The organism is Paenibacillus sp. FSL R7-277 (genome assembly GCF_000517965.1).
Classification (GTDB): domain Bacteria; phylum Bacillota; class Bacilli; order Paenibacillales; family Paenibacillaceae; genus Paenibacillus_AQ; species Paenibacillus_AQ silagei.
The window spans coordinates 94993-116306 of sequence record NZ_ASPX01000002.1 but is presented as its reverse complement, the minus strand read 5'-3'; the positions used below and the strand labels follow the sequence as shown (position 1 = coordinate 116306).

Genomic DNA, 21314 nt, shown 5'->3' with positions numbered 1-21314 from the left:
ACTTCCTTTCTGTCAGAGTTGTGTTAATAGCGTGCGTTCTCGACCAGCATGGCAATGCCCATCCCCGTTCCGATGCACAAGCTGGCTATACCGTAATGCGACGATCTCCGTACCATTTCATGCACCAGTGTAACTAACACTCTGGCTCCGCTTGCCCCGACAGGATGTCCAATCGCAATCGCGCCGCCGTTGACGTTCACCTTCTCCGGGTTAATCTCCAGCTCATGCAATACCGCTATGGCCTGTGCCGCGAAGGCTTCATTGATCTCGAACAGATCGATAGCTTCTAGAGGGATATCCTGATTCTTAAGCAGCGACTTGATAGCTCTTACCGGACCCATTCCCATGTAGGCAGGATCTACGCCAACCAGTGAATAACCCTTAATATAGGCTAAAGGCTCTACCTCATGCTCCTTGCATTTGTCTTCCGACATGACCAGCACAGCCGCCGCTCCATCATTGATCCCCGAGGCATTTCCGGCAGTCACCGACCCGTTTTCCTTAAAAGCAGGCTTCAGATGAGCAAGCTTCTCTTTGCTGACCTCTCCTCTTACATGCTCGTCCTCCGCGAACCATACGCTCTCTTTTTTGGTTTCGGTCATCACGGGCACGATCTGCTCGGCAAAAACCTTATTTCTCTTAGCTTCTGCTGCCTTAATCTGGCTGTCATAAGCAAACTCATCCTGCTCCAATCGCGAAATATGATATTTCTCGGCAATGTTCTCGGCTGTAATGCCCATATGGTAATGATTGATCGGGCAGGTCAGCCCGTCAGCGACCACGGTATCTATCAGCTCGCTGTTTCCAAGCTTATAGCCGTTTCTTGCATTTCTCAGCACATAAGGGGCATTCGACATACTCTCCATCCCTCCGGCCAGGAGGACACTCCCTTGCTCAGCCCGAATAGAGTTGTAAGCTAAAGCGACGGCATGAAGCCCAGAACCGCAGACGGTGTTAATGGTTGTTGCAGGCACTTCAATAGGAATACCGGCTTGCAGTGCCGCCTGTCTGGCAGGATTCTGGCCCTCGCCCGCCTGTAGAACATTGCCCAGATAGATTTGCTCCACTAACGCAGGCTCTACATGGCTTTGCTGAAGGCAGGCCGTCATCACGTTCGCTCCTAATTCTGTAGCACTCAGTGTCGAAAGTCCGTTGTTAAATGAACCAACTGCAGTCCGTAAGGGACTTACCAATGCAACTCTGTTCACAAAATCTCACATTCCTTTCTGATTGTAGTGGACTTACGTGCGGGTATGATCACGATGTATGAGAGAGTATGCGTTACGGCTTAGATCGGCTTAATCAGCTTGATTAGCTTAGTCAGCTTAGTCAGCTTAGTCAGCTTAGTCAGCTTAGTCAGCTTAGTCAGCTTAGTCAGCTTGATTAGCTTAGCCGCCTTGATCGCCTTCCTCCATTCGAATATTTGGTATTTATTTACATATTCAGTGTAAGCCTAAACGCCAGTTTCCTCAACACTCAAAAATATACATAATTTTACATACAAATAGCTCTAGGCCCTTGTACACTCCCCAACGAGGTCATGCTATCATTTCCTTTGAAATTCTGGTTATTAATGGTTATTTCAGAAAAACGAATGAAAACATACCAAAAGAGTTCACACAAGCGGAAACAGCTTTGCCGTCCTTTTAAAGGACGGTACTGTTTCAGCGAGAAATAGAAGGATAATTTAAAACGTGAAACATATAAATTCTTCTATTTAAAAAAACGCCTCCGACCCTTACTTGGGTCTGGAGGCGTTATCCGTAGCTATTCAGATCCTTAGAACACCCGCTTCTTATCCTTCTCCTCAATCAAAATCTGCACCGATTCCTTGAACCGGATCGCAATCTCGTCGCTCATACAGTAGTAGACACAAGATTTGTTTGAATGAAATCATCACCAAGAATAACGGTTGTCCGTGAGTGAATTTGAGGTGTTAAAACATTTCTTATCTTTAACATTCACGTACAAGATTGAGCTTAGAGAGTTAAACCCACTTTATAAATTGGAATATAGAGTAAACTCCATCAATAAAAAAAATTTCCCCATATCAATATGTTTGTTTGAATTATAATTATGATTTCAGCATGGGAAAGGTATTTGTTGAAAATAGCGAAACAGCGTATCGATTCATTTACTCCTGTTCTTCAGTGGAAGATATAATTTTTTCAGTCCTGCATTATTTGGTGTTGTTTGAATATAAGTTTTGGAAATGCAATCATTGCGGCAATTATTTTGCCACGCAAACCTTGAAACAAAAAGACTGCAAAAGGAAAAGCCCATACAAGGAGTATGAGCATCTGGATTGCGAACGGACAGTTAGAAATATTAAGCAAAAATGTGTTCGACGTCAGGGGCATATATACGATCGTTTAAAAGATTTTTATAAAGAGAGGGTATCTGGGAAGTTTTCTAATGAATACGAATTATATAAGAGAGCAGTTGATGATTATTCATCCGTGGAAATCTTTTCGTGCTCGAACAGTTTTTGAGCAATAATAACGTAAAGAAAAAATGGTATACAGAAGAGAATAGAGTAAAGCCAACACTCAATAATAGGCGTACAACTCAATCCGAGTAATACGCCTTTATCTTCATACCTACCATAGCTTTGAAGAACTGAAGAGACCAGTTAATACTTACATCCATTTTTACAATTACGATCGTTTGCAGGCAAAACTAAACGCCATCTTTTCCATGGAAAACAGGACGAAGACCGCGTAATTGATATTTTTATTTATTGTACTGTCTACTTGATGGGGTGCAATTCACAACCCATAACGTCTCCTTTTATTTTTTCGCTTTCGCCGCTCCTATGACAATAATTGGCGGTACAGCCTCCGGCTTCTCACGCCATTCATTGTCATTCATCTACGTCGTCCTTGGCAAGAAAAAAAACACCCTTTTCCCGACAAGGAAACTCGGCAACAGTAAGGCTTGTCGAAAATAAAACGATACCCCACTGTGTCCAGCCTGGAGGCACATTAAAATGCACCTACATCCTTCGTCTTATACGGTCAATTATATCGTGAACAAAATATGTTATTTGCTCTCTAAAAACTATGACTAATATTATAATAGTTATTATAAATAAAGAAATACCTATTATCCATATTATATTATTGTTTTGATTAGGATCGGTAATATTAATCTTAAATATAAAATGATACGGTAAAGCTTTATTTACACTTGCAGGATCAACAAATAGAATATTTAAGTTTGTTGATCCTATTTTTATTGTATCTATGTTACGATATAAAGTTGAAGCGACTGTTTCATTATCTATGTATGTTATTGGTATTGTAGTTATATCCAAAATTTTTCCAATTTGCTCACTTGAGGAGTATACAAAAGGTATAATATCATTGCCACGTATAAAAACATACTTATATGGCTCCCTAGACAGAGGAATATCTATTGTATCTCCATCCTTATAAATCATCTTTTTGCCACTTTGATCTTTTAACGGATTCCCATTATCATCTTGAAACTCCACATAATAGATATCTTTAGACTCTTTGATAGACTTATCAATTGTATATGTAACAGGTTTTTTAATGTAAGATGGAATTCTTGAGTTCAAGTTCACAAATGCCTTATAATCTTTCAGAGTTTTGACTCCTAATACTTGAATAGTATTTAGAATATCGTATATATCATATATAGGATTATCTGGATTTATTGCTTCCCTTAGTTCAATAGTATCTGGTGAATTGTCTTTTAGAACATTTTTTTGCCATGTTTGAAATCCCACTGTCTTATTATCAGCTTCACTTTGATTTTTTTCAATAGAATTGTTGAATATTATAATCCCTATAATAATCATAATAAATGGAATAAAACCCAAAATTTCTTTATAATTATTCCTTAAATAATTCACACCCACACCTACTTTTTTTATTTATGGATCGGAGATACTTTTAACTACGCAATATAATAAATTCGGTTCCCAAATAAATATTTACATATCCGATAATACACCTTAAAAGCCACTGTTTCATATATACATTGCCTTAATTGAGAGTTTCTTATCACATTTGAAGAGTAGAAACTCTCTATCCTTATGATATACGAAATATTGAGGCACAAAGTAAACTAGACAAGCTGACGCCAGCTTGCAACTTAGGGCTTTTTCCAATGTCTACTAATTGGGGACTTGACCAATTACTATGGGACGGGTCAATTTTAAGGAAACGCGCTCAGTTTGGGTCTTTACCTGTATAATGGAAATAGAGGTTTTAGCGTTTGGCAAGGTAGCATTCCACTAGAATGGTGAAAAGTGTCACTCTTTTATAATGATTTTCAAATTAATCCCGTTTTCTTCCTTCGTGTAGATAATCGTATCAATAAATTCACGCAAAATATCACCCCAGAACATAAAAGACCGCTCTCTATAGTAGAGAACGGTCTTTTAAATGTACTATAATTCTTGCTCAGAACACCCGCTTCTTATCCTTCTCCTCAATCAAGATCTGCACCGATTCCTTGAACCGGATCGCATGAATGATCTCCCGCTCGCGCAGGAACTTGAGGCTGTCTTGCAGATCCACATCGTCGGTCATGTCAATCAGCCACTGGTATGTAGCCCGGGCCTTCTCCTCGGCGGCGATATCCTCATACAGATCCGCGATTGGATCTCCCTTCGCAGCGATGTAGGCAGCTGTGAACGGAACACCGGCAGAGTTGTTATAGAACAACGCATGATCCCGCTGCGCATAATTCGGACCTAAGCCTGCGGCTTCCAGCTCCTGCACCGAGGCGTCCTTGGTCAGCTTGTAGATCATGGTGGCAATCATTTCGAGGTGGGCAAATTCCTCAGTGGAAATATCCGTTAGTACACCAATTACCTTATCGGGTATAGCATACCGCTGGTTCATATAGCGCAGCGCCGCAGCCAGCTCGCCGTCCGCACCGCCGTATTGCTCCATCAGATACCGGGCCATCCGCACATCACATTTGCCGACACGCACCGGGTATTGCAGCTTTTTCTCATAGATCCACATTCGTGAACTTCCCCCTCCTTAAGGCTATTTCATTCCCGGCTTCATGTCTTAGACTTGCCAAGGCCAGGGACTCTCGCTCCATTGCCATGGAGCCTTGGAATAGGCGCGGCCGAAATTCTGCAGCGGTCCGTATAGCTCCTGGAACTGGTTCGCCAGCTTGGTGCGCTCATACGTCAGCTGATTGAACTGCTCAATCGCCTTCACATCCTGCGGATGAGTGTCCAGGTACAGATTCAGCTCTACGAGTGCAAAATCAAGTACCTGCAGCTGTTCCAGCATCTCGTAATAACGGGGCTCGCAAGGATTAGCTTCCATAGCCTACTTCCCTCCTTTGAACTTGGATTCATAAGGGCTGTATAGCGATGGCCATAACGTTCCATGCTTGAGCGCCTCCGGCAGGGAGAACTGCGGCAGATTCGGGGGCTGAAACGTGACGAATTGATTCGGCGGCACAACATACGTCTTGAACGGCACCGGCGGACAAGGATCAAACGGTCCCCTGTACGGTGTCCATACGCGATCCTGGGAGTTCAATGATCATTCCTCCTCGTAAGGTTTTGACGGCATGGCCTGATGGATGTCCAGATCTCTGATCGTTACCTTCGTAACTAACTTATGACAGTCCAAGGGTGGAAAAGAACAACTGCCCAATAAAATCGCCCTAAGCAACAAAAAAACAGGGACCCCAAAAGCCCTGCAAACCGGCTTCTGAAGTACCCTGCTCTATTTAAAAATACGAGTTACACTTCTGCTTACTCCTTCTCCTCTTCCACGGCTTCCGCATCCTCTTCGGACTCTGGCGGCGGCTCGCGGTGGATGTTGATCCGGGTGATCCGCAGCCGGGTGGATTCCTCCACCTCGAAGGTGACGTCCCCTACCACAACTTTCTTGCCCTTGGACGGATTGCCCTCCAGCTCCTTGAACAGCCAGCCGCCGATGGAATCCACCTCGTCATCCTCAATCACGACGCCTGTGAGATCGTTGACGTCTTCAATCAGCATCCGGCCCTCTACGGAGATGTAATCGCCGTTACGCTCTACGCTGGGGCGTTCATCCTCGAACTCGTCATGCAGATCGCCGACGATCTCCTCCAGAATCTCTTCAGCGGTCAGCAGCCCCGCCGTTCCGCCGTACTCGTCAACGACCAGCGTCAGCTGGGCCTTGTTCTTCTGCATCAGCCGCAGCGCATGGCTGATCTCCATCGATTCCGGCACGTTCAGAATCGGCCGGACCAGGGAAGCCAGATCATTCTGCTGCTCCGGCGGGGCGAACAGCAGATCCGTAATATGGATGAAGCCGATAATCCGGTCCTTGTCCTCGAAGGCCACCGGATAACGCGAATGCTTCGTTTCCGTAATGATCCGCATGTTCTCCTCCAGCGGAAGATTGCTGTACAGTACATCCATATCGGTACGCGGCAGCATCACCTCACGGGCCAGAAGGTCCGAGAATTCGAAGATGTTATCCATCAGCTTCATCTCATCCTGATCGATCACCCCGCTCTTCGCGCTCTGATTCATCAGAATGCGGATTTCCTCCTCCGAATGGGCAGCCTCGGCTTCACTGGCCGGCTCCACGCCGAACAATCTCAGCAAAGCGTTCGCTGACGCATTCAGCACCCAGATGAAGGGCAGAAACAGATTATAGAAGAACATCAGCGGAGCGGACAACAGCAGCGCTGAGCCTTCCGTTTTTTGAATAGCCAGAGATTTCGGTGCCAGTTCCCCCAGCACAATATGTAAAAAGGTAATAATCGAGAAGCCGATAATCACAGATACCGTTGAGATTAGCGTCTGGTCAGTAACACCGATCTGGTACATCAGGGGCTCCACCAGCAGCTCCGAGATCGCCGGTTCCCCGACCCAGCCGAGTCCAAGGGAAGCAAGTGTGATCCCGAACTGGGTGGCCGACAGATACGAATCCAGCCGCTTGTTGACCTTTAGCGCATATCCCGCCATTTTGTTCCCTTCGCTGACCAGCTGGGTCAGACGGGACTGTCTGACCTTGACCAGCGAGAATTCCGCCGCAACAAATACACCATTTAATAATACGAGCACCAGAACGAGCAAAAGATTAAGCACTAATCTTCCTATTTCAAATTCCGTATGCACTATAATAACGCCCCATTTCTACAAGGTGATCGCTTTTCTGGTTTTGAAATCGACCCCGGGATAATACATATCGGCCACGAGCAGGTTAGGCCCGCAGCAGCCTGCCGCATCGCAGTAACAATTCACTTGCTGATTCAAGGGATGCTTAGTCTGCCACTCGGTGAAAATGTCATCCAGCTTCGAGTCGCTGATATTGCCAAAGGCGGATATGTCGGCGAAGTCTGTTACAAAGACATCGCCCGTGAACAGGTTGACATTGACCCGGTTTCTTCCGTCCGGATCATTGCGCAGCGTTACATTCTTCTCGCTGCGCAGTCTGCTCAGCAGCTGCTGGTCTTCCTCCAGGAAGCTGCAGGCGAAGAACGGCAGCGTGCCGAACAGCATCCACATCTCCGTGTCACGATGGTCAAGGAGGGAATGAATAGCAATATTCATCTCCCGGAGCGAAAGCACAGGCAGCTTCGAGGCGAAGCTGGATGCGTACATCGGGTGTACCTCATGCCGTCTTGCCCCCATGTCCCCGATCAGCCGGTGAATCTCGGGAAGCTTGGTGTGTGTACGATAGTTGATCATCGACTCGGCAGAGATCAGCATTCCGTCGCTGCTCAGCCGGCGGGAATTCTCCAGCATCGTATCATACAGCCGGTAGGCGGCCTCCTTCGAGACCGGGTGCCCGCTGTTCGCGAAGCCCACCTCGTGGAAGTCATCTCCGTTCACATAATTGAACGAGATATGCATGACATCCAGGTAAGGGAGCAGCTGCTCATAACGGGAATACGGCATGGTCAGATTGGAGTTGATCTGCGAACGGATGCCCCGCGCCCGTGCATATTTCAGCAGCGGTACGATAGTATTCTCCACCGTCCCGGCACGGAACATCGGCTCCCCGCCCGTAATGCTGATAGTCTGCAGGTGCTCTACCTCGTCCAGACGCTTCAGCATCTTGGTTAAAGGCAGCAGCTCTCCCTCTTTCATCGTAAGACTGTCGCCGACGGCGCAATGCTCGCAGCGCATATTGCATAGATTCGTGACCGTCATCTCTACACTGGTCAGCACATGCTGCCCGTATTCACGGAGTGAAGTAATCGGATCCCACGGATCATACTCCGGCGACAGCTCTTTTACAGGGATTATAGATGATGGCTCTAATATACTCATTTATTAATGCTCCTTTAATGCTTATTCCTTATTATTAACCCAAAACAAAAGAAAAAGAACGATAACTTAAGCTATATCATACCACGACTACTCAAAAAAACAGCAAGGCGGAGAATACAGCTCCGCAATTCCTGCAGATACCCTATTCTCTCCTCGCTGCGCAGAACACCTATCCGGTACTTTTCACTACAGGTTCTCCCCCGTCTGTCACATCCACAATGACTACAGAGAGGGCTTTGCTGAGATCACGCTCATAGGGGGTAACCGTTTCGCCTTCGGGTCCATTCAGCACCCGGACAACAGGCCGATGTGGTGTGCTGGGGTCAATCTTGACCACCACACCGCTCTCGCCGGAGCTGAGCTTCACCGTAAGTCCCAGCGGATAGATGGCCACGCGGTCTCTGAATAACTCCAGTTGCTTCTGCTCATACAAAGTTCCTGAGCCGACATACAGCGCTTCTACCGCCTGATGGGGCAGCATGGCTTTTTTGTAAATCCGGTTGGAGGTCATCGCATCATAAGAATCGGCTACCCCCAGCCATTTCGCATATTCATGGATCTGCGGACCCGTCAGGCCGCGCGGATAGCCGGAGCCGTCAATCCGTTCATGATGCTGCAGGGCACAGTGGGCCGCCAGCAGAGGAATATTCGGCTCTTCCTTGAGAATGCGGTATCCGATCTCGGTATGCGCCTGCATATGGCGGAATTCCTCCTCGCTGAGCATACCGGGCTTCTGAACAATTTTGACAGGAATCTGCGTCTTGCCGATATCATGCAGCAGCGCACCAAGCCCAATGACCCGCAGCTCTTCTTTGCTGTAGCCGTGGGCAATCCCCAGAACCAGCGTATACAGGCATACGTTCAGGGAATGGACATACAGGTAGTTGTCAGCGGTGTGCATGTCAAGCAGCATGATCATCGGGTCCTCCTGCAGGGACATGTCATCAAGGATGGAATCCATCACCTTGGAGAACTTTTTATCCAGATGATAAAAGCCCTTGGTAATTCCCGAGGCGCCGGACATCTGCTGGAACTGGTTCCGTATGACCTTGAGCGCCTGATTGCGCGTCTCGTCCTGCAGCATTCCGGGGATCACTATATCCTCCGTGAGCGAATCCTCAATATAGATATAGCCGATATCGATTCTGGCGAGCCGCTTGATCAGGGAATCGGTAAGCTCCACTCCGTCCGCAAGCAGAACCAGCCCTTCATCATTATATATTTTTTTACCCAGCTTCATTCCGGCCTGAAGCCGATTGACGGATACTAGACGCACCTTGGCTCACTCCTGCCTTTAAACGGTAAAATTGCTTTTCTGTGATGCCAAGCTGAGAATCAACGCATAATAAACAGCCAGAAGACGGCTGCAAGGATAAAGCGGTAGATGGCAAAATGCGTCGGTCTGATCTTCTGGATCATTCTCATGAACAGAACTACCACCACATAAGCCACGATGAAGGAAATAATGAAGCCGATGACAAAATACCCGATCGTCTCACTCGTGAAATTCTTGTAGGAATCCAGCAGCTCATACCCCGAGGCCGCGCACATAATCGGAATCGCGATGAGGAAGGAGAAGTCGGCCGAGGCCTTGTAGCTCACTCCGCTCAGCATCCCCCCGGAAATGGTCGAGCCGGAACGGGAGAAGCCAGGCCAGAGGACGGAAATAATCTGGAACAGTCCGATCGAGAGTGCCTGCCCGTAGGACAGATCATCCAGATCATGCGCCGTCACGCGGATCTTGCGTTTGTTGACCCATTCGGCAATGATCATCAGAATACCGCCTGCGACCAGCGCCCAGAGGACGGTGGATGCCCCGAAGAGGCTTTTAATGAAGTCCCGGGCAAAAAAAGCTACAGCAAGCGCAGGCACAATGCCCAGCAGCACATGAATCAGGTTCAGACGGGCTGCCGGCATTACGCCCCCTCTGTCTCTGCGGCCGAATCCGAGCAGATCCACAATCCGCTGGCGGTAGACCAGTGCAATCGCCAGTATAGCCCCCAGTTGAATCACAATTTCATACGTCTTCATAATCGAATCCTGCTCGTTAAATCCCAGAAGCTTAGTCGTTAGAATCATGTGTCCCGTCGAAGAAACCGGAATGAACTCCGTGATTCCTTCCACAATTGCCAGAATAATGGCTGTAATTGTATCCATATTACTCCTCCTGATCTAGTCAATGAAACCTGGTACTGTGTTAACTATCAATTTAATAAAACATGGTGTGGATCATCAGGTGGATTGCCTCTCCCAGCGAACCGCTTCACACTCATCCAGACTCCCCGGCCGCTGCAGCTCCATCCGCAGCAGATCGCGGAGGAAATGAGGCAGCAAATATACCGCCTCCCGGCCATTGGCTATACTCTCGTAGCCTGTACGGAACGTAAACATATCCAGCGTGCCGACACTATATACCTTGGTATCCTCCAGCTGCTCCCCGCCGGCAAAAATCGCAATACCGTTATCATAAGGCATGACCCTTGGATCGTACAAGATTTTTAATCCGTCCACGGCCAGGGTGCCCAGCACCTCTCCGCGGAAGCCATATCCGTAGATGACTTTATTCCGGAACTCTGCCATCAGACTTTGTTCAAGTGCGGTGCGGATATCCTTGCCTGTCAGCTGTACAATACAAGGATTAATCGGAGAAGGACATAAGGCATGCAGCATGCCTGTGGTGATATTCCCTTCCGGCAGCGGGCCAAGCAGCTGGCCTGTATTCACGAGCGAGATGGGACTGCCTGTGAACTGGCGGACCGCCTGTGCCAGCAGGTTGCCAAACGGAGACTCCCCCTGCAGATCCAGCGGCAGCATGCGGTCGCTGATGGCAACCGTCTCCTCCAGGGCCTCACGCCCGCGCAGCAGATGGATCGCTGCCGCCGGAGCGATCAGCTCCTCCGTCAAGGCAGGATCAACTTCCGTGCAGCCTCCTTCGGCCAGGTGAAACGCTCCGTCCGGCTGTTCCCGCTCGAAGACCACCCGTCCGGCGTACCGGCCGAATTTGCCGGCTCCGCATACGGCTGTCCCGTTAATCATCTGCGGCTGCTCCAGCATATGGTGGGTGTGCCCGCCCAGAATGGCATGCACGCCCTCCAGGTTCTCTGCCAGCCTCTGGTCTGCGGGTAACCCCAGATGAGACAGAATGATCACGATATCCACCTGCGGGGCAAGCAGCTGAACCTGCTCGCGCAGCGCCTCTTCCGGGTCCAGCACATCCCAGCCGAGCAGGGAATAGAAGGAGGTGAACGCCGCCGTAGCACCGGTCAGTCCAATCTTGATGCCGTCCTTCTCCAGAACCGCGCGGCGCTGCATCCAGTGCGGCGGCTCACCGGTAGCGGACTCCAGGAAATTGCAGCATACCACAGGACACTGGATACCTGTAAATATGGCTGAGAGCATCTCCTTGGAGAAGGTGAGGCCTTCGTTATTGCCGATGGTGACTGCATCGTATCCGGTCAGATTCATAATGTCTATGTTGGCCTGTCCCATCGTGCCTTCCGTCTCTACAGCAGCGCGGTCCATATGATCGCCGATATCAAGCAGCAGCACCGGATCCTCGCCTGCCGCTGCCTTCATTGCGGATATCACTGCCGCAAGCGGACTCATCATTTCAAAGTGGCTATGTATATCATTGGTATGAATAATGGTTAATCTTTGCGGCCCAGGCTTCATAAGCTGGCTTCCCTCCCACTTGTACAGCCGTTTATAAAGTAAGCGGCAGGCTTGTTCAGTTCTAGAGTTAGCATAACATTTTCAGACCCAATATGGTATATTGTAATCATTATAAGCTGTCCTAAGCTAAGTCCAGAAAGGGTGAAGAAAGCATGCATATCTCCATCCGGCTGTTCGCCGGTCTGGCCGAAATCATCGGCTCCTCCACTCTGGTCTTCCACGCCCAGGAGTCCCCTTTGACAGCAGGCAGGCTGAAGGAACTCCTCTCCGCCTCCTATCCCGATGCCGCGCCGCAGATCAGCGTGTCTCTTGTAGCCGTTGATCAGGAATATGCGCCTGATGATACGGATATTACCGAAGGTTCAGAGGTGGCCTTCATTCCGCCCGTATCCGGCGGTTAACCGGACCGTTCCCCTTCCGCGAATCTGCATAGATACACAACAGGGTAGGACCAGCGGGTTGCACAATCTGCAAGCTACAATCAGTACTCTTACACCATTGAATATTGCGGACTTTGTTGCTATGCTGTAAAAAATTGCTATAGTAAGGTGGCCTAGTCATTGAGAGTACACGTGATGGATCTTAAACCGGGTGATCATCTGCGGATGGATACCTTCAGCTCCCGCGGGCTGCATGTACTCCCTAAGGGATCACGGCTGCAAATGGAGGAAATCGCCAAGCTGATACAGCACGGCGTGGATTATGTAGACATTGAAACGGTACAGGAAGAGCCCGCCCCTTCCAGCCGGACATCAATCATTCAGGCCGCAGCCAGCAGCTTCGATACCACGATTGACGGTTTTGAATCTCTATATATGGAAGCGCTCAGCAAAGGCAGCTTCAATCAGTCCGTAGTGGATGATATTCTGCAGCCGACCTTGTCCACGCTGGACAAACATAAGGACGTAGTGACACTCCTGCTGCTGCTGGACCGGGAAGATAACTATACCTACAATCATTCCCTGCAGGTAGGCATGCTCTCGTATTATCTTGCCTCGTGGCTCGGATATTCCAAGACAGAGTGCTACGAGATCGGGCGTGCGGGATACCTGATTGATATCGGCAAATGCCGCATCTCCCCCGCAATTCTGAATAAGCCTGGTAAGTTAACCCCTGATGAATACGAAGAGATCAAATTACATACGATTTACGGGTACGAAATCATACAGAACTCCATGAACGATCCTTTCACTGCTCTGGTTGCCCTGCAGCATCATGAACGCGAGGACGGCTCCGGCTATCCCAAGCAGCTGACCAAGACAGATATTCATCCTTACGCCCAGATCGCAGCCGTTGCGGATATTTACAGTGCCATGACCACTCACCGGGTCTATCAGTCCAAGCAGGAGCTGATTTCCGTTCTGCGTGAGATCAACTCCCTCAGCTTCGGGAAGCTGAACGGCAAACCGGTCCAGGCCTTCATCAATCACCTGATGCCTAACTTCATCGGCAAGCGCGTTCTGCTGAGCACCGGTGATATGGGTGTTATCGTGATGAACAACCCGCTGGATGTCTTCCGTCCGCTTGTACAGAGCGAAGGCAAGTTCCTTGACCTGTCCCGCGAACGCAAAATTGCCGTCGTTGAGATTTATATGGAGTAGAGAGATTTCCTCTACGCAAAATAAATCAAGCAGCCCCTCCTGCGTTACCGCAGAAGTGCTGCTTGAAGTTGAATACCAACAGAAGCCTCCCCCGGCCGGGGGAGGCTATCCTTTTATCGGATAAGTGTAAGCAGCAGCTCACCGCTAGGCACTTCTGTCCCTGTGCTCTTAAGCACATCAAGGTATTGTGCCGAGTTGGTGACAATCACAGGCGTGGCGGTTACAAATCCGGCTGCACGGATGGCTTCAAGGTCAAATTCAAGCAATAGCTGACCCTTGACTACCTTGTCGCCTTCCTGCACTTTTTTGGTAAAATGCTGACCCTTAAGCTTCACGGTATTGACACCGACATGAATCAGCAGCTCCGCACCGCCCTCCGAAGTGATGCCGATGGCATGTCCTGTCGGGAATACAGTAGTTACCGTTCCGTTCACAGGGCTGGTTAAGATGCCGGAAGAAGGCTCGATTACAATGCCCTTGCCCATGGCGCCGGAAGCAAAAGCTTCGTCAGGCAGGGTGTCAAGCGGTTGCAGCGTTCCTGCCAGCGGGCTTACAATCAGTTCTTTATCAATCAGCGTCGGTGTAGTCGTACCCGAGGTTGCACTTAAGTTAACCGATGCAGCAGCATCTGTCTCAGGCTCCTTGTAGCCAAACACCAGCACCAGTACAGCGGCCAGTACAAATGCTACCAGTATACCAATGACTACCCAGACAAATCCGGTACCGAAATAGGTCGGCAGAGCCAGCAGACCCGGCAGTGAGAAGGATAATGCTCTTGCGCCGCCTGTTGCAATAATTGCACCGCCGATAGCGCCGGAGATACACGCATAGATGAACGGTTTTTTGAGCTTCAGGGTAACTCCATAAATGGTTGGTTCAGTAATCCCGAAGACCGCAGATAGTGTAGAAGAACCGGCGAGTGCCTTAAGCTGCGGGTTCCGCGATTTCAGGAATACACCGAATACAGCCCCGGCCTGCGACAGAACGGCCGCACTGAGAATAGGCAGCATGGTATCCTGTCCCAGTGTAGCAATATTGCTGAGCATGATCGGTACGAAGCCCCAGTGTACACCGAAGATTACGAACACCTGCCAGAACGCCCCAGCTATGGCTCCGGCCACAAGCGGACTTAGATTGTAGAGCCAAGTATAACCGGAAGCGAGTCCCTCACTGATCATTGAACCTACAGGTCCGAAGGCCAGGAACGTAAGCGGAATAACAATGAGCAGTGCGAACATGGGAACAAGAATATTCCGCACGGACTCATGAATGAAGGAACGGAACCAGCGTTCCACATACGACTGCACCCATACCGCCAGAATAATCGGGATCACGCTGGAGGAATAATTGATCAGTACGATCTTGATCCCCAGGAAGTGCAGCGGGTCAGGTGAGCCTACAGCCGCAATGACTGCGGGATAGATCAAGGCTCCGGCTATGGCAATGGACACGAATTGATTTGCCTTGAATTTGCGCGCTGCCGTAACCGCCAGGAAGACAGGCAGGAAATAGAACACGCTGTCGGCAGCCGCATTGAGGATCATGTAAGTGCCGCTGGCAGCACTAATCCACTCCAGTGAAAGAATCAGGGCCAGCAAGCCCTTGAGAATCCCCGCCCCGGCCAGTGCACCCAGTATCGGCGAGAAAATACTTGAAATGATGTCCACCGCTTTACCCAGAACTCCGGTGCTTTCCGAGCTTTCGTCACTGCCGCTTTTCTCCGCATCCTGAAGCGAGGTTTCCTTCATAATCTGCTCGAATACCTGGCTGACATTGTTGCCGATGACCACCTGGAATTGCCCGCTGTTCTCAACCACTGTAATGACTCCCGGAGTCTTCTCCAGCGCTGCTTTATTGGCTTTGCTGTTATCCTTCAGCTTGAATCTTAAGCGTGTGGCACAATGGAAGACGGAATTCACATTCCCTTCTCCGCCAACGAGTGTGATAATTTGTTTGGATAAGTCTTTATTGCTCATTTGGGTTTGCTCCTTTTGAGATCTGTAATATAAGCATCGCTGCAGAGGCGAGTTGTGCCAGCCCTTCTATCTTTCCCCTCTGCAAACAAGAAAAACCTGAACTCAAGGCAAAAAAGGCGTAGAACACACGCTATTTTGCCATCAGCTCAGGTTTTGCCTGCATGACCAGTTACACCCTGACAGATGATATGAAAATATATGAAATATTGTAGTCTTACGTATGTTGCGTGTTACTCCAGGCTATTGCGTTCAGTTACACGCTGAATGTGAATCGTCAAATAGACATATTCATCCTTGCTGAGGCTCTGGCCATGGGATTTCTCCAGATATTCATTAATCTTGCCTACGCATTCGAAAGCCTTGACATAGGTTAGCCTCACCTGATTGTACAGGAACTCTTCCCCGCTGTTGTTGGTCTCCTTCTTCAGCACCCGCATGGAAAAATACTGCAGATGGGTCAGGAACCGCGAATAGTTAAGCGAGGTCTCGTCCAGCACAACCTTATAATGATAGGTAACGATGTTCAGGATATTCTGAACGATCTCCGTCATCTTGATCGTCGATCTTACCTCCGTGCCATCCATTCTGGCGTTGACCAGATGAAGGGCAATGAAGCCGGCTTCATCCTCACCGAGCGAGAGGCCGGTGGTCTGTTCAATCATCTTCAGGGCATCCAGCCCGATCCCGAATTCCTTCTGGTAAAAGCGCTTGATCTCAAACAGCATCGCATTCTTCAGCTGAATCCCCTTCTCAAAACGCTCCAGCGCGAAATGAATATGATCCGTCAGCGTCAGATAGAGATTATCGTTCAGCTCTGTGTGCAGCACTCCACTCGCGTAGGTGACGATGCCGCTGGCCAGCTCCAGGTGAGCTACCGGAATATCATTCAGCAGTTCAGTCAGCCGGGCAGTGAATTCATTCTCATTCAGCAGAAAAATCTTATCCACCTTGGCAGGATCCACATAATCACCCGCCACCTTATTGAAGGAAATTCCTCTGCCCATCACAATAACCTCCTTGCCCTTCTGGTTCTTGGTCAGGAGCACATTATTGTTCAACACCTTCTCGATAATCATCTCAATTTCACCTCCTGACGCATAGTTTGTACAAAAAAAGCCTAAGTTGATCCCAATATCATTCATAAAATGATACTCGCATCAGCTTAGGCATTGCCCGCGTTACCGGTCACAATCCTGTATTACTGTTATTGTAGCATAAATAAAAGCGATTTCAAGAACTTTTTTTATTCTAAAGATCTGAATATTCATATTAGGCTTCATTCCGGTTTGAAACCGTATTTCCAGGGTCACGCTAATAGAAGATAGTAATACAAGGAGGAGATATGATGCTTGCGGTTCATCAGCGCCTTGCCGAGCTGTACACCCTGAGTCTTAAGCGTCCGCTGGCTCCGGCGGAGCAAGACGAGCTTCAGCACTGCCTGCATGTTAACACCGTCTACTGCTGGGAAATGGCCCGCCTCCATATCGAAGCCCTGCTGGCAGCGGATACTCAAGATACCGGGTGGCAGCAGGAGATCAGTGCGCAGCTGCTGGAGGTCCGGGTAAGCGGGAAGCCGGGAAAACGGCCTTAACGGGAAGGAACTCTACGCTTCCCCTTATCATTCCAGACGCAAAAAAAACAGCAGCCCCTCCCCCACATCGGGGCCAGGCTGCTGCATGTGCTTCTATAAGAAGCGGAACTGTGCTTCTATTAATCCGTTATAAATACCGTCGTGCTTGGTCAGCTCGGCATGGTTGCCTTCTTCCTTGATCTCGCCGTGATCCAGCACCACGATCTTATCCGCATGGCGGATGGTCGAGAGGCGGTGGGCGACGATGAAGGAGGTCCGGCCCTGAAGCAGCAGCTTCAGCGCTTCCTGAATCTTGATCTCCGTCTCCGTATCAATGCTGGCGGTCGCTTCATCCAGAATCAGAATCCGCGGATCAGCCAGCAGCGCCCGGGCGAAGGACAGCAGCTGGCGCTGTCCCATGGACAGTGCGCTTCCCCGCTCCTCTACCTCGGTATCATAACCGGCAGGCAGCCTGACGATGAAATCATGGGCGTCTACAGCCTTAGCGGCCGCTTCAATCTCTTCGTCCGTGGCATCCAGCCGCCCGAAGCGGATGTTGTCGCGGATCGTTCCCGAGAAGATGAAGGTATCCTGCAAGACAATCCCGATCTGTTCGCGCAGACTCTGGAGTGTAACCTCGCGGATATCCCGTCCATCAATGGTGATGCCGCCGCTCTTGATATCATAGAACCGTCCGATCAGGTTGATGATCGTGCTTTTGCCGGAGCCGGTATGTCCTACGAGTGCAATGGATTGGCCTGCCTGGACATCCAGGTTAATGCCCTTGAGAGCCGCACGGCCCTTCTCATATTCAAACACAACATTATCGAAGTGAATATCTCCCTTAATCTTGGACAGCGGAGTTGCTCCCGGCTTATCCTGAACCGCAGGCTGTTCGTCGAGATATTCGAAGATCCGCTCGGAGGAGGCCATCGCCACCAGCAGCTGATTGTACATCTGTCCCAGCCGGTTGATCGGGTCCCAGAAGTTGCTGACATAACTGCTGAAGGCGACCAGGAAGCCGACCGTAAGTTCTCCCGACTGAATCAGGTAAGCCCCGAACCAGAAGAGAATCATCGTCCCGAAGCCGCCGGTGACTTCAATGATCGGACCGAATGCCTGGTTCATGGCTGAGGCCTTGTTCCAAGACTTCCGGCTGTCCATATTCATGGCATCGAAATAGTGCATGTTCTCTTCTTCCTGCGTGTAGGCCTGGGTGACGCGAATCCCCTGAATTGACTCATTCAGATGGGAGTTGATCCGCGAGTTCTTCATACGCACATCCTGCCAGGCAATACGGATTCTCTGCCGCAGCTTGGTCGAGATCAGGAACATAATGGGCACCGTAATCATCACGGCCAGCCCCAGCTTCCAGTTGATCAGCAGCAGAATTATCATAATGCCGAACAGCTGCACACAGTCAATCATTAGATTGACGACCCCGTTGGTGAACAAATCCTGCAGCGAGTTAATATCATTGGTCACCCGGACCAGGACTGATCCGGCCGGACGTTTATCAAAGAAGTTGAAGGACAGCTTCTGGATATGCCGGAACAGGTCCGAGCGCAGATCATAGATCACCCGCTGGCCGATCACATTCGTATATTTGATCCGGTATACACCCGCAATCCATTGAATCAGATACAGAATGATTACACTGGCTGTGAGCGTGTAGAGCAGCGTCAAGCTGGTGTTTCCGTCTTTTGGAGCAATCGCTTTATCAATCGCCATACTGGTCAGGAATGGAACCGTCAGCTTGGTAATCGTCCCCAGAATCATCATGATCGAGACCAGCGGCAGCATCTGCCTCGCATATGGCTTCATATAGCTGAATAAGCGGGTGAACTGCTTCCAGTCAAAAGCCTTGTCGATCACATCATCGTCTTTGTAGATAAAACGTTCTTCAAGCGTCTGTTCCTCTACTTTACTGTTGTCGGTATTTAATACGCCGTCAGCGGTCTGCTTGGAGGTCTCAAGACTCATGCCGGATCACCCGCCTCTCGCTTCATATCCCTGGCTAAATAATCGGCATACTGAATCCGGTACACATCCTGGTAAGGTCCCGGGACCGCGATCAATTCCTGATGGGTGCCCTGCTGGACCATTCTCCCTTCATTCATGACAATGATCTGATCGGCATGGCGCAGAGAGGAGATCCGGTGGGCAATAATCAAGGTGGTCCGTCCGCGCATAACCTCCTGGAACCCGGCCTGAATCTCATGCTCTGTCTCCATGTCCACCGCACTGGTGGCATCATCCAGAATAAGAATTCGCGGATTCTTGAGCAGTGCGCGGGCAATGGCAATCCGCTGCTTTTGGCCGCCCGAGAGACCCATTCCCCGCTCCCCGACTACCGTATCGTAGCCTTCCGGCATCTCCATAATGAAGTCATGCGCCTTCGCCAGCTCGGCGGCACGGATGATCTCATCCATGCTGACATTCTTCAGTCCATAAGAGATATTATTGCGGATCGATGAGGAGAACAGGAAGGTCTCCTGGAATACCGTCGCTATTTGCGAGCGCAGACTACGGACCTGGAACTCGCGGATATCCACGCCGTCGAGCTTGATACTCCCCTGATTCACATCATAAGCACGCATCATCAGCTGGGTAATCGTGGATTTACCAGACCCCGTTCCGCCAAGGAATCCAATTACCGCACCAGGCTCCGCATGGAAATGAATATCCTTGACTGCCGGCATTTTGTTGCCGTAAGCGAAGGTGACATGATCGAACTCCACCTCACCCTTCACTTCTGCCGCTGCAAGCTCGCGGGCATTCTCTTGATCCCGGACATCGATTGTCTGATTCAGCACTTCCAGCACACGTTCTCCAGAGGCCTTCGACTGGGTATAGTTGTTGATGTGGAACCCGAGTCCCCATACCGGGCCGATAATGTACCAGATCAGGCTGAAGAACGCAACCAGCTCACCCAGCGACATCTTCCCGTTGATAACCAGCGTACCGCCGACACCCAGCAGGATCGCTACACTGACCGAAGCCAGCAGCTCCATGAACGGGAAGAATTTACTCCACAGCTCGGCCGCAAAAATCTGATTATCTTTATAACGTTCATTACGGTGTGAGAATTTCTCAACTTCGTAGGCCTCTCTGGCAAACGATTTGACCGTTCTTACCCCGGTGACATTCTCCTGTACAGCCGTTGTCAGGGAACTTAACGCCAGGCGCATCTCCTGAAAGGCCGGATGAATCTTGGATTCAAATCTGAGTGCGACTACAGCCAGAAACGGCATTGTGATCAGAGTAACCAGCGTCAGCTGCCAATTGATGGTAAACATCATAATGGAGCCGAACAAAACCATGAAAAACACATTCAGCAGTTGGGCAAATCCGAAGCCAATGAACATCCGGATCGCTTCCAAATCCCCGGTCAGCCGGGACATCAGGTCACCTGTCTTCGCCGTATCATAATAACGGAAGGACAGAAATTGCAGCTTCTCATAGCAGGCATTGCGCAGCCGGTAGGCCAGGAAATTCCCCAGCCGTCCGCCGAAAAATCCATGGGAAAACTGCAGGCACGCCTTGACAATAATGACAGCAAGCACACTGAGAGCGAGTACGGGCACCTCAGTAAACTTTAGGGGAACAATAACATCATCGATCAATCTCCTTAACAAATTGGGGGTAATAAGCCCCACTGCAGTTGCGGCCGCCAAACATACAATCGACAGAATCAGATAGTGCAGCTTCTCCCGATAAAAGCCCCGCAGTTGCCTGAGAACATCCATATCTCTCCTCCTTAAAGCTTTACGAAGTAAAGCTGGCTCCGTAAGCATAAACTTAGCTTTACGAAGTAACCTGCTCCGTAAGCATAAACTTAGCTTTACGAAGTAACCTGCTCCGTAAGCAAAAACTTGGTCTCTAAATATCGCACCGTAAGCTAGCTTTTTTAGCGCTTCCAATTTAGTGACTTTAAGCAGTTTATCATCCCTAATTTAATGCGGCAAAGGGGAGAAACCACCGTTTTCCCTCTTTTTCCGGAATAAACCGGGCTTAAGCAGGGGCTAATGGACGCCCGTAGTTTTAAATGCTGCTATTTCCTCGCAAATACTGCTCAATTAAGATATAGCAAGATTCAACGATGCAAAGCAGCTTTTTGAAAGCCTAATAAAAGGTATTTTATGTTCCTATAAAACACAAAAGTGCCCACAGAGCTTTGACCAACCTGCATCAAAGTTCTGTGGACACTCACTGTATATCGC

18 protein-coding genes are annotated in these 21314 nt (G+C 49.4%); 4 read left to right on the top strand and 14 right to left on the bottom strand.

The genetic code is table 11. The features are described 5' to 3' along the window. Positions 1–23: 23 nt before the first annotated feature. A complete protein-coding gene (locus C173_RS00990) occupies positions 24–1208 on the bottom strand; it encodes an acetyl-CoA C-acetyltransferase (RefSeq protein WP_036721468.1) in 1185 nt (394 codons plus the stop codon). A 1363-nt stretch (positions 1209–2571) separates the two neighbouring features. On the opposite strand from C173_RS00990, the gene C173_RS35590 reads away from it, so the two are divergent. Continuing rightward, positions 2572–2724 (top strand): IS3 family transposase, encoded by a 153-nt coding sequence (locus tag C173_RS35590; RefSeq protein WP_155991180.1) that lies wholly within the window; start codon positions 2572–2574, stop codon positions 2722–2724. Between the two features lie 271 nt (positions 2725–2995). Here C173_RS35590 and C173_RS00985 read toward each other — a convergent pair whose 3' ends face one another. From C173_RS00985 to C173_RS00945, 9 genes are all read right to left on the bottom strand, one after another. Next, positions 2996–3880 carry a hypothetical protein gene (locus tag C173_RS00985; RefSeq protein ID WP_036721465.1) on the bottom strand — a complete coding sequence of 295 codons (885 nt, stop codon included), beginning with the start codon at positions 3878–3880 and terminating at the stop codon, positions 2996–2998. 553 nt (positions 3881–4433) lie between these two features. Beyond that, positions 4434–5003, bottom strand: coding sequence for a manganese catalase family protein (locus tag C173_RS00980; RefSeq protein ID WP_036692823.1), 570 nt, complete (start codon positions 5001–5003; stop codon positions 4434–4436). Positions 5004–5051: 48 nt separating this feature from the next. Beyond that, the gene (locus C173_RS00975; RefSeq protein WP_036721463.1) at positions 5052–5318 is read right to left on the bottom strand and encodes a spore coat protein CotJB; all 267 of its coding nucleotides are present in this window, start codon (positions 5316–5318) and stop codon (positions 5052–5054) included. A gap of 3 nt (positions 5319–5321) precedes the next feature. Next, positions 5322–5537 (bottom strand): spore coat associated protein CotJA, encoded by a 216-nt coding sequence (locus tag C173_RS00970; RefSeq protein WP_036692819.1) that lies wholly within the window; start codon positions 5535–5537, stop codon positions 5322–5324. Positions 5538–5755: 218 nt separating this feature from the next. Next, entirely contained in the window at positions 5756–7114 is a 1359-nt protein-coding gene (locus tag C173_RS00965; protein WP_036721461.1) for a hemolysin family protein, read from the bottom strand. 18 nt (positions 7115–7132) lie between these two features. Beyond that, positions 7133–8272 (bottom strand): radical SAM/CxCxxxxC motif protein YfkAB, encoded by a 1140-nt coding sequence (yfkAB, locus tag C173_RS00960; RefSeq protein ID WP_036721459.1) that lies wholly within the window; start codon positions 8270–8272, stop codon positions 7133–7135. 169 nt (positions 8273–8441) lie between these two features. Further along, positions 8442–9548, bottom strand: coding sequence for an HD-GYP domain-containing protein (locus tag C173_RS00955; RefSeq protein WP_036721458.1), 1107 nt, complete (start codon positions 9546–9548; stop codon positions 8442–8444). 59 nt (positions 9549–9607) lie between these two features. After that, positions 9608–10429 carry an undecaprenyl-diphosphate phosphatase gene (locus C173_RS00950; RefSeq protein WP_036721455.1) on the bottom strand — a complete coding sequence of 274 codons (822 nt, stop codon included), beginning with the start codon at positions 10427–10429 and terminating at the stop codon, positions 9608–9610. Positions 10430–10504: 75 nt separating this feature from the next. Further along, on the bottom strand, positions 10505–11944 hold the full coding sequence (locus C173_RS00945; RefSeq protein WP_036721453.1) for a bifunctional metallophosphatase/5'-nucleotidase: 1440 nt from the start codon (positions 11942–11944) through the stop codon (positions 10505–10507). A gap of 152 nt (positions 11945–12096) precedes the next feature. Here C173_RS00945 and moaD point away from each other — a divergent pair, with 152 nt between their 5' ends. Both moaD and C173_RS00935 read left to right on the top strand, forming a co-directional pair. Further along, complete coding sequence (moaD, locus tag C173_RS00940; RefSeq protein ID WP_036721451.1) at positions 12097–12345, top strand: molybdopterin converting factor subunit 1; 249 nt, start codon at positions 12097–12099, stop codon at positions 12343–12345. 159 nt (positions 12346–12504) lie between these two features. Continuing rightward, complete coding sequence (locus C173_RS00935) at positions 12505–13545, top strand: HD-GYP domain-containing protein (RefSeq protein WP_036721450.1); 1041 nt, start codon at positions 12505–12507, stop codon at positions 13543–13545. Between the two features lie 113 nt (positions 13546–13658). Here the strand turns inward: C173_RS00935 and C173_RS00930 are convergent, their stop codons facing one another. Together C173_RS00930 and licT are read right to left on the bottom strand one after the other, a co-directional pair. Next, positions 13659–15521, bottom strand: coding sequence for a beta-glucoside-specific PTS transporter subunit IIABC (locus tag C173_RS00930; RefSeq protein ID WP_036721449.1), 1863 nt, complete (start codon positions 15519–15521; stop codon positions 13659–13661). A 230-nt stretch (positions 15522–15751) separates the two neighbouring features. Then, positions 15752–16597, bottom strand: a complete 846-nt coding sequence (gene licT / locus C173_RS00925; protein WP_036721447.1) for a BglG family transcription antiterminator LicT — start codon at positions 16595–16597, stop codon at positions 15752–15754. 269 nt (positions 16598–16866) lie between these two features. On the opposite strand from licT, the gene C173_RS00920 reads away from it, so the two are divergent. Further along, positions 16867–17112, top strand: coding sequence for a DUF7667 family protein (locus C173_RS00920; protein ID WP_036721446.1), 246 nt, complete (start codon positions 16867–16869; stop codon positions 17110–17112). A 93-nt stretch (positions 17113–17205) separates the two neighbouring features. On the opposite strand, the gene C173_RS00915 is transcribed toward C173_RS00920, so the two are convergent. Both C173_RS00915 and C173_RS00910 read right to left on the bottom strand, forming a co-directional pair. Next, on the bottom strand, positions 17206–19074 hold the full coding sequence (locus tag C173_RS00915; RefSeq protein WP_036721445.1) for an ABC transporter ATP-binding protein: 1869 nt from the start codon (positions 19072–19074) through the stop codon (positions 17206–17208). Then, positions 19071–20840, bottom strand: a complete 1770-nt coding sequence (locus C173_RS00910; protein ID WP_036721444.1) for an ABC transporter ATP-binding protein — start codon at positions 20838–20840, stop codon at positions 19071–19073. Before C173_RS00910 ends, C173_RS00915 begins: the two co-directional genes overlap by 4 nt. Between the last annotated feature and the right edge of the window lie 474 nt (positions 20841–21314).

What these genes read in the sequence shown, in the direction of transcription:
- C173_RS00980 (WP_036692823.1), bottom strand. Translation starts at nt 5,003, where the DNA reads ATGTGGATCTATGAGAAAAAGCTGCAATACCCGGTGCGTGTCGGCAAA.
- C173_RS00975 (WP_036721463.1), bottom strand. Translation starts at nt 5,318, where the DNA reads ATGGAAGCTAATCCTTGCGAGCCCCGTTATTACGAGATGCTGGAACAG.
- yfkAB (WP_036721459.1), bottom strand. Translation starts at nt 8,272, where the DNA reads ATGAGTATATTAGAGCCATCATCTATAATCCCTGTAAAAGAGCTGTCG.
- C173_RS00950 (WP_036721455.1), bottom strand. Translation starts at nt 10,429, where the DNA reads ATGGATACAATTACAGCCATTATTCTGGCAATTGTGGAAGGAATCACG.
- C173_RS00945 (WP_036721453.1), bottom strand. Translation starts at nt 11,944, where the DNA reads ATGAAGCCTGGGCCGCAAAGATTAACCATTATTCATACCAATGATATA.
- moaD (WP_036721451.1), top strand. Translation starts at nt 12,097, where the DNA reads ATGCATATCTCCATCCGGCTGTTCGCCGGTCTGGCCGAAATCATCGGC.
- C173_RS00930 (WP_036721449.1), bottom strand. Translation starts at nt 15,521, where the DNA reads ATGAGCAATAAAGACTTATCCAAACAAATTATCACACTCGTTGGCGGA.
- licT (WP_036721447.1), bottom strand. Translation starts at nt 16,597, where the DNA reads ATGATTATCGAGAAGGTGTTGAACAATAATGTGCTCCTGACCAAGAAC.
- C173_RS00920 (WP_036721446.1), top strand. Translation starts at nt 16,867, where the DNA reads ATGCTTGCGGTTCATCAGCGCCTTGCCGAGCTGTACACCCTGAGTCTT.
- C173_RS00915 (WP_036721445.1), bottom strand. Translation starts at nt 19,074, where the DNA reads ATGAGTCTTGAGACCTCCAAGCAGACCGCTGACGGCGTATTAAATACC.
- C173_RS00910 (WP_036721444.1), bottom strand. Translation starts at nt 20,840, where the DNA reads ATGGATGTTCTCAGGCAACTGCGGGGCTTTTATCGGGAGAAGCTGCAC.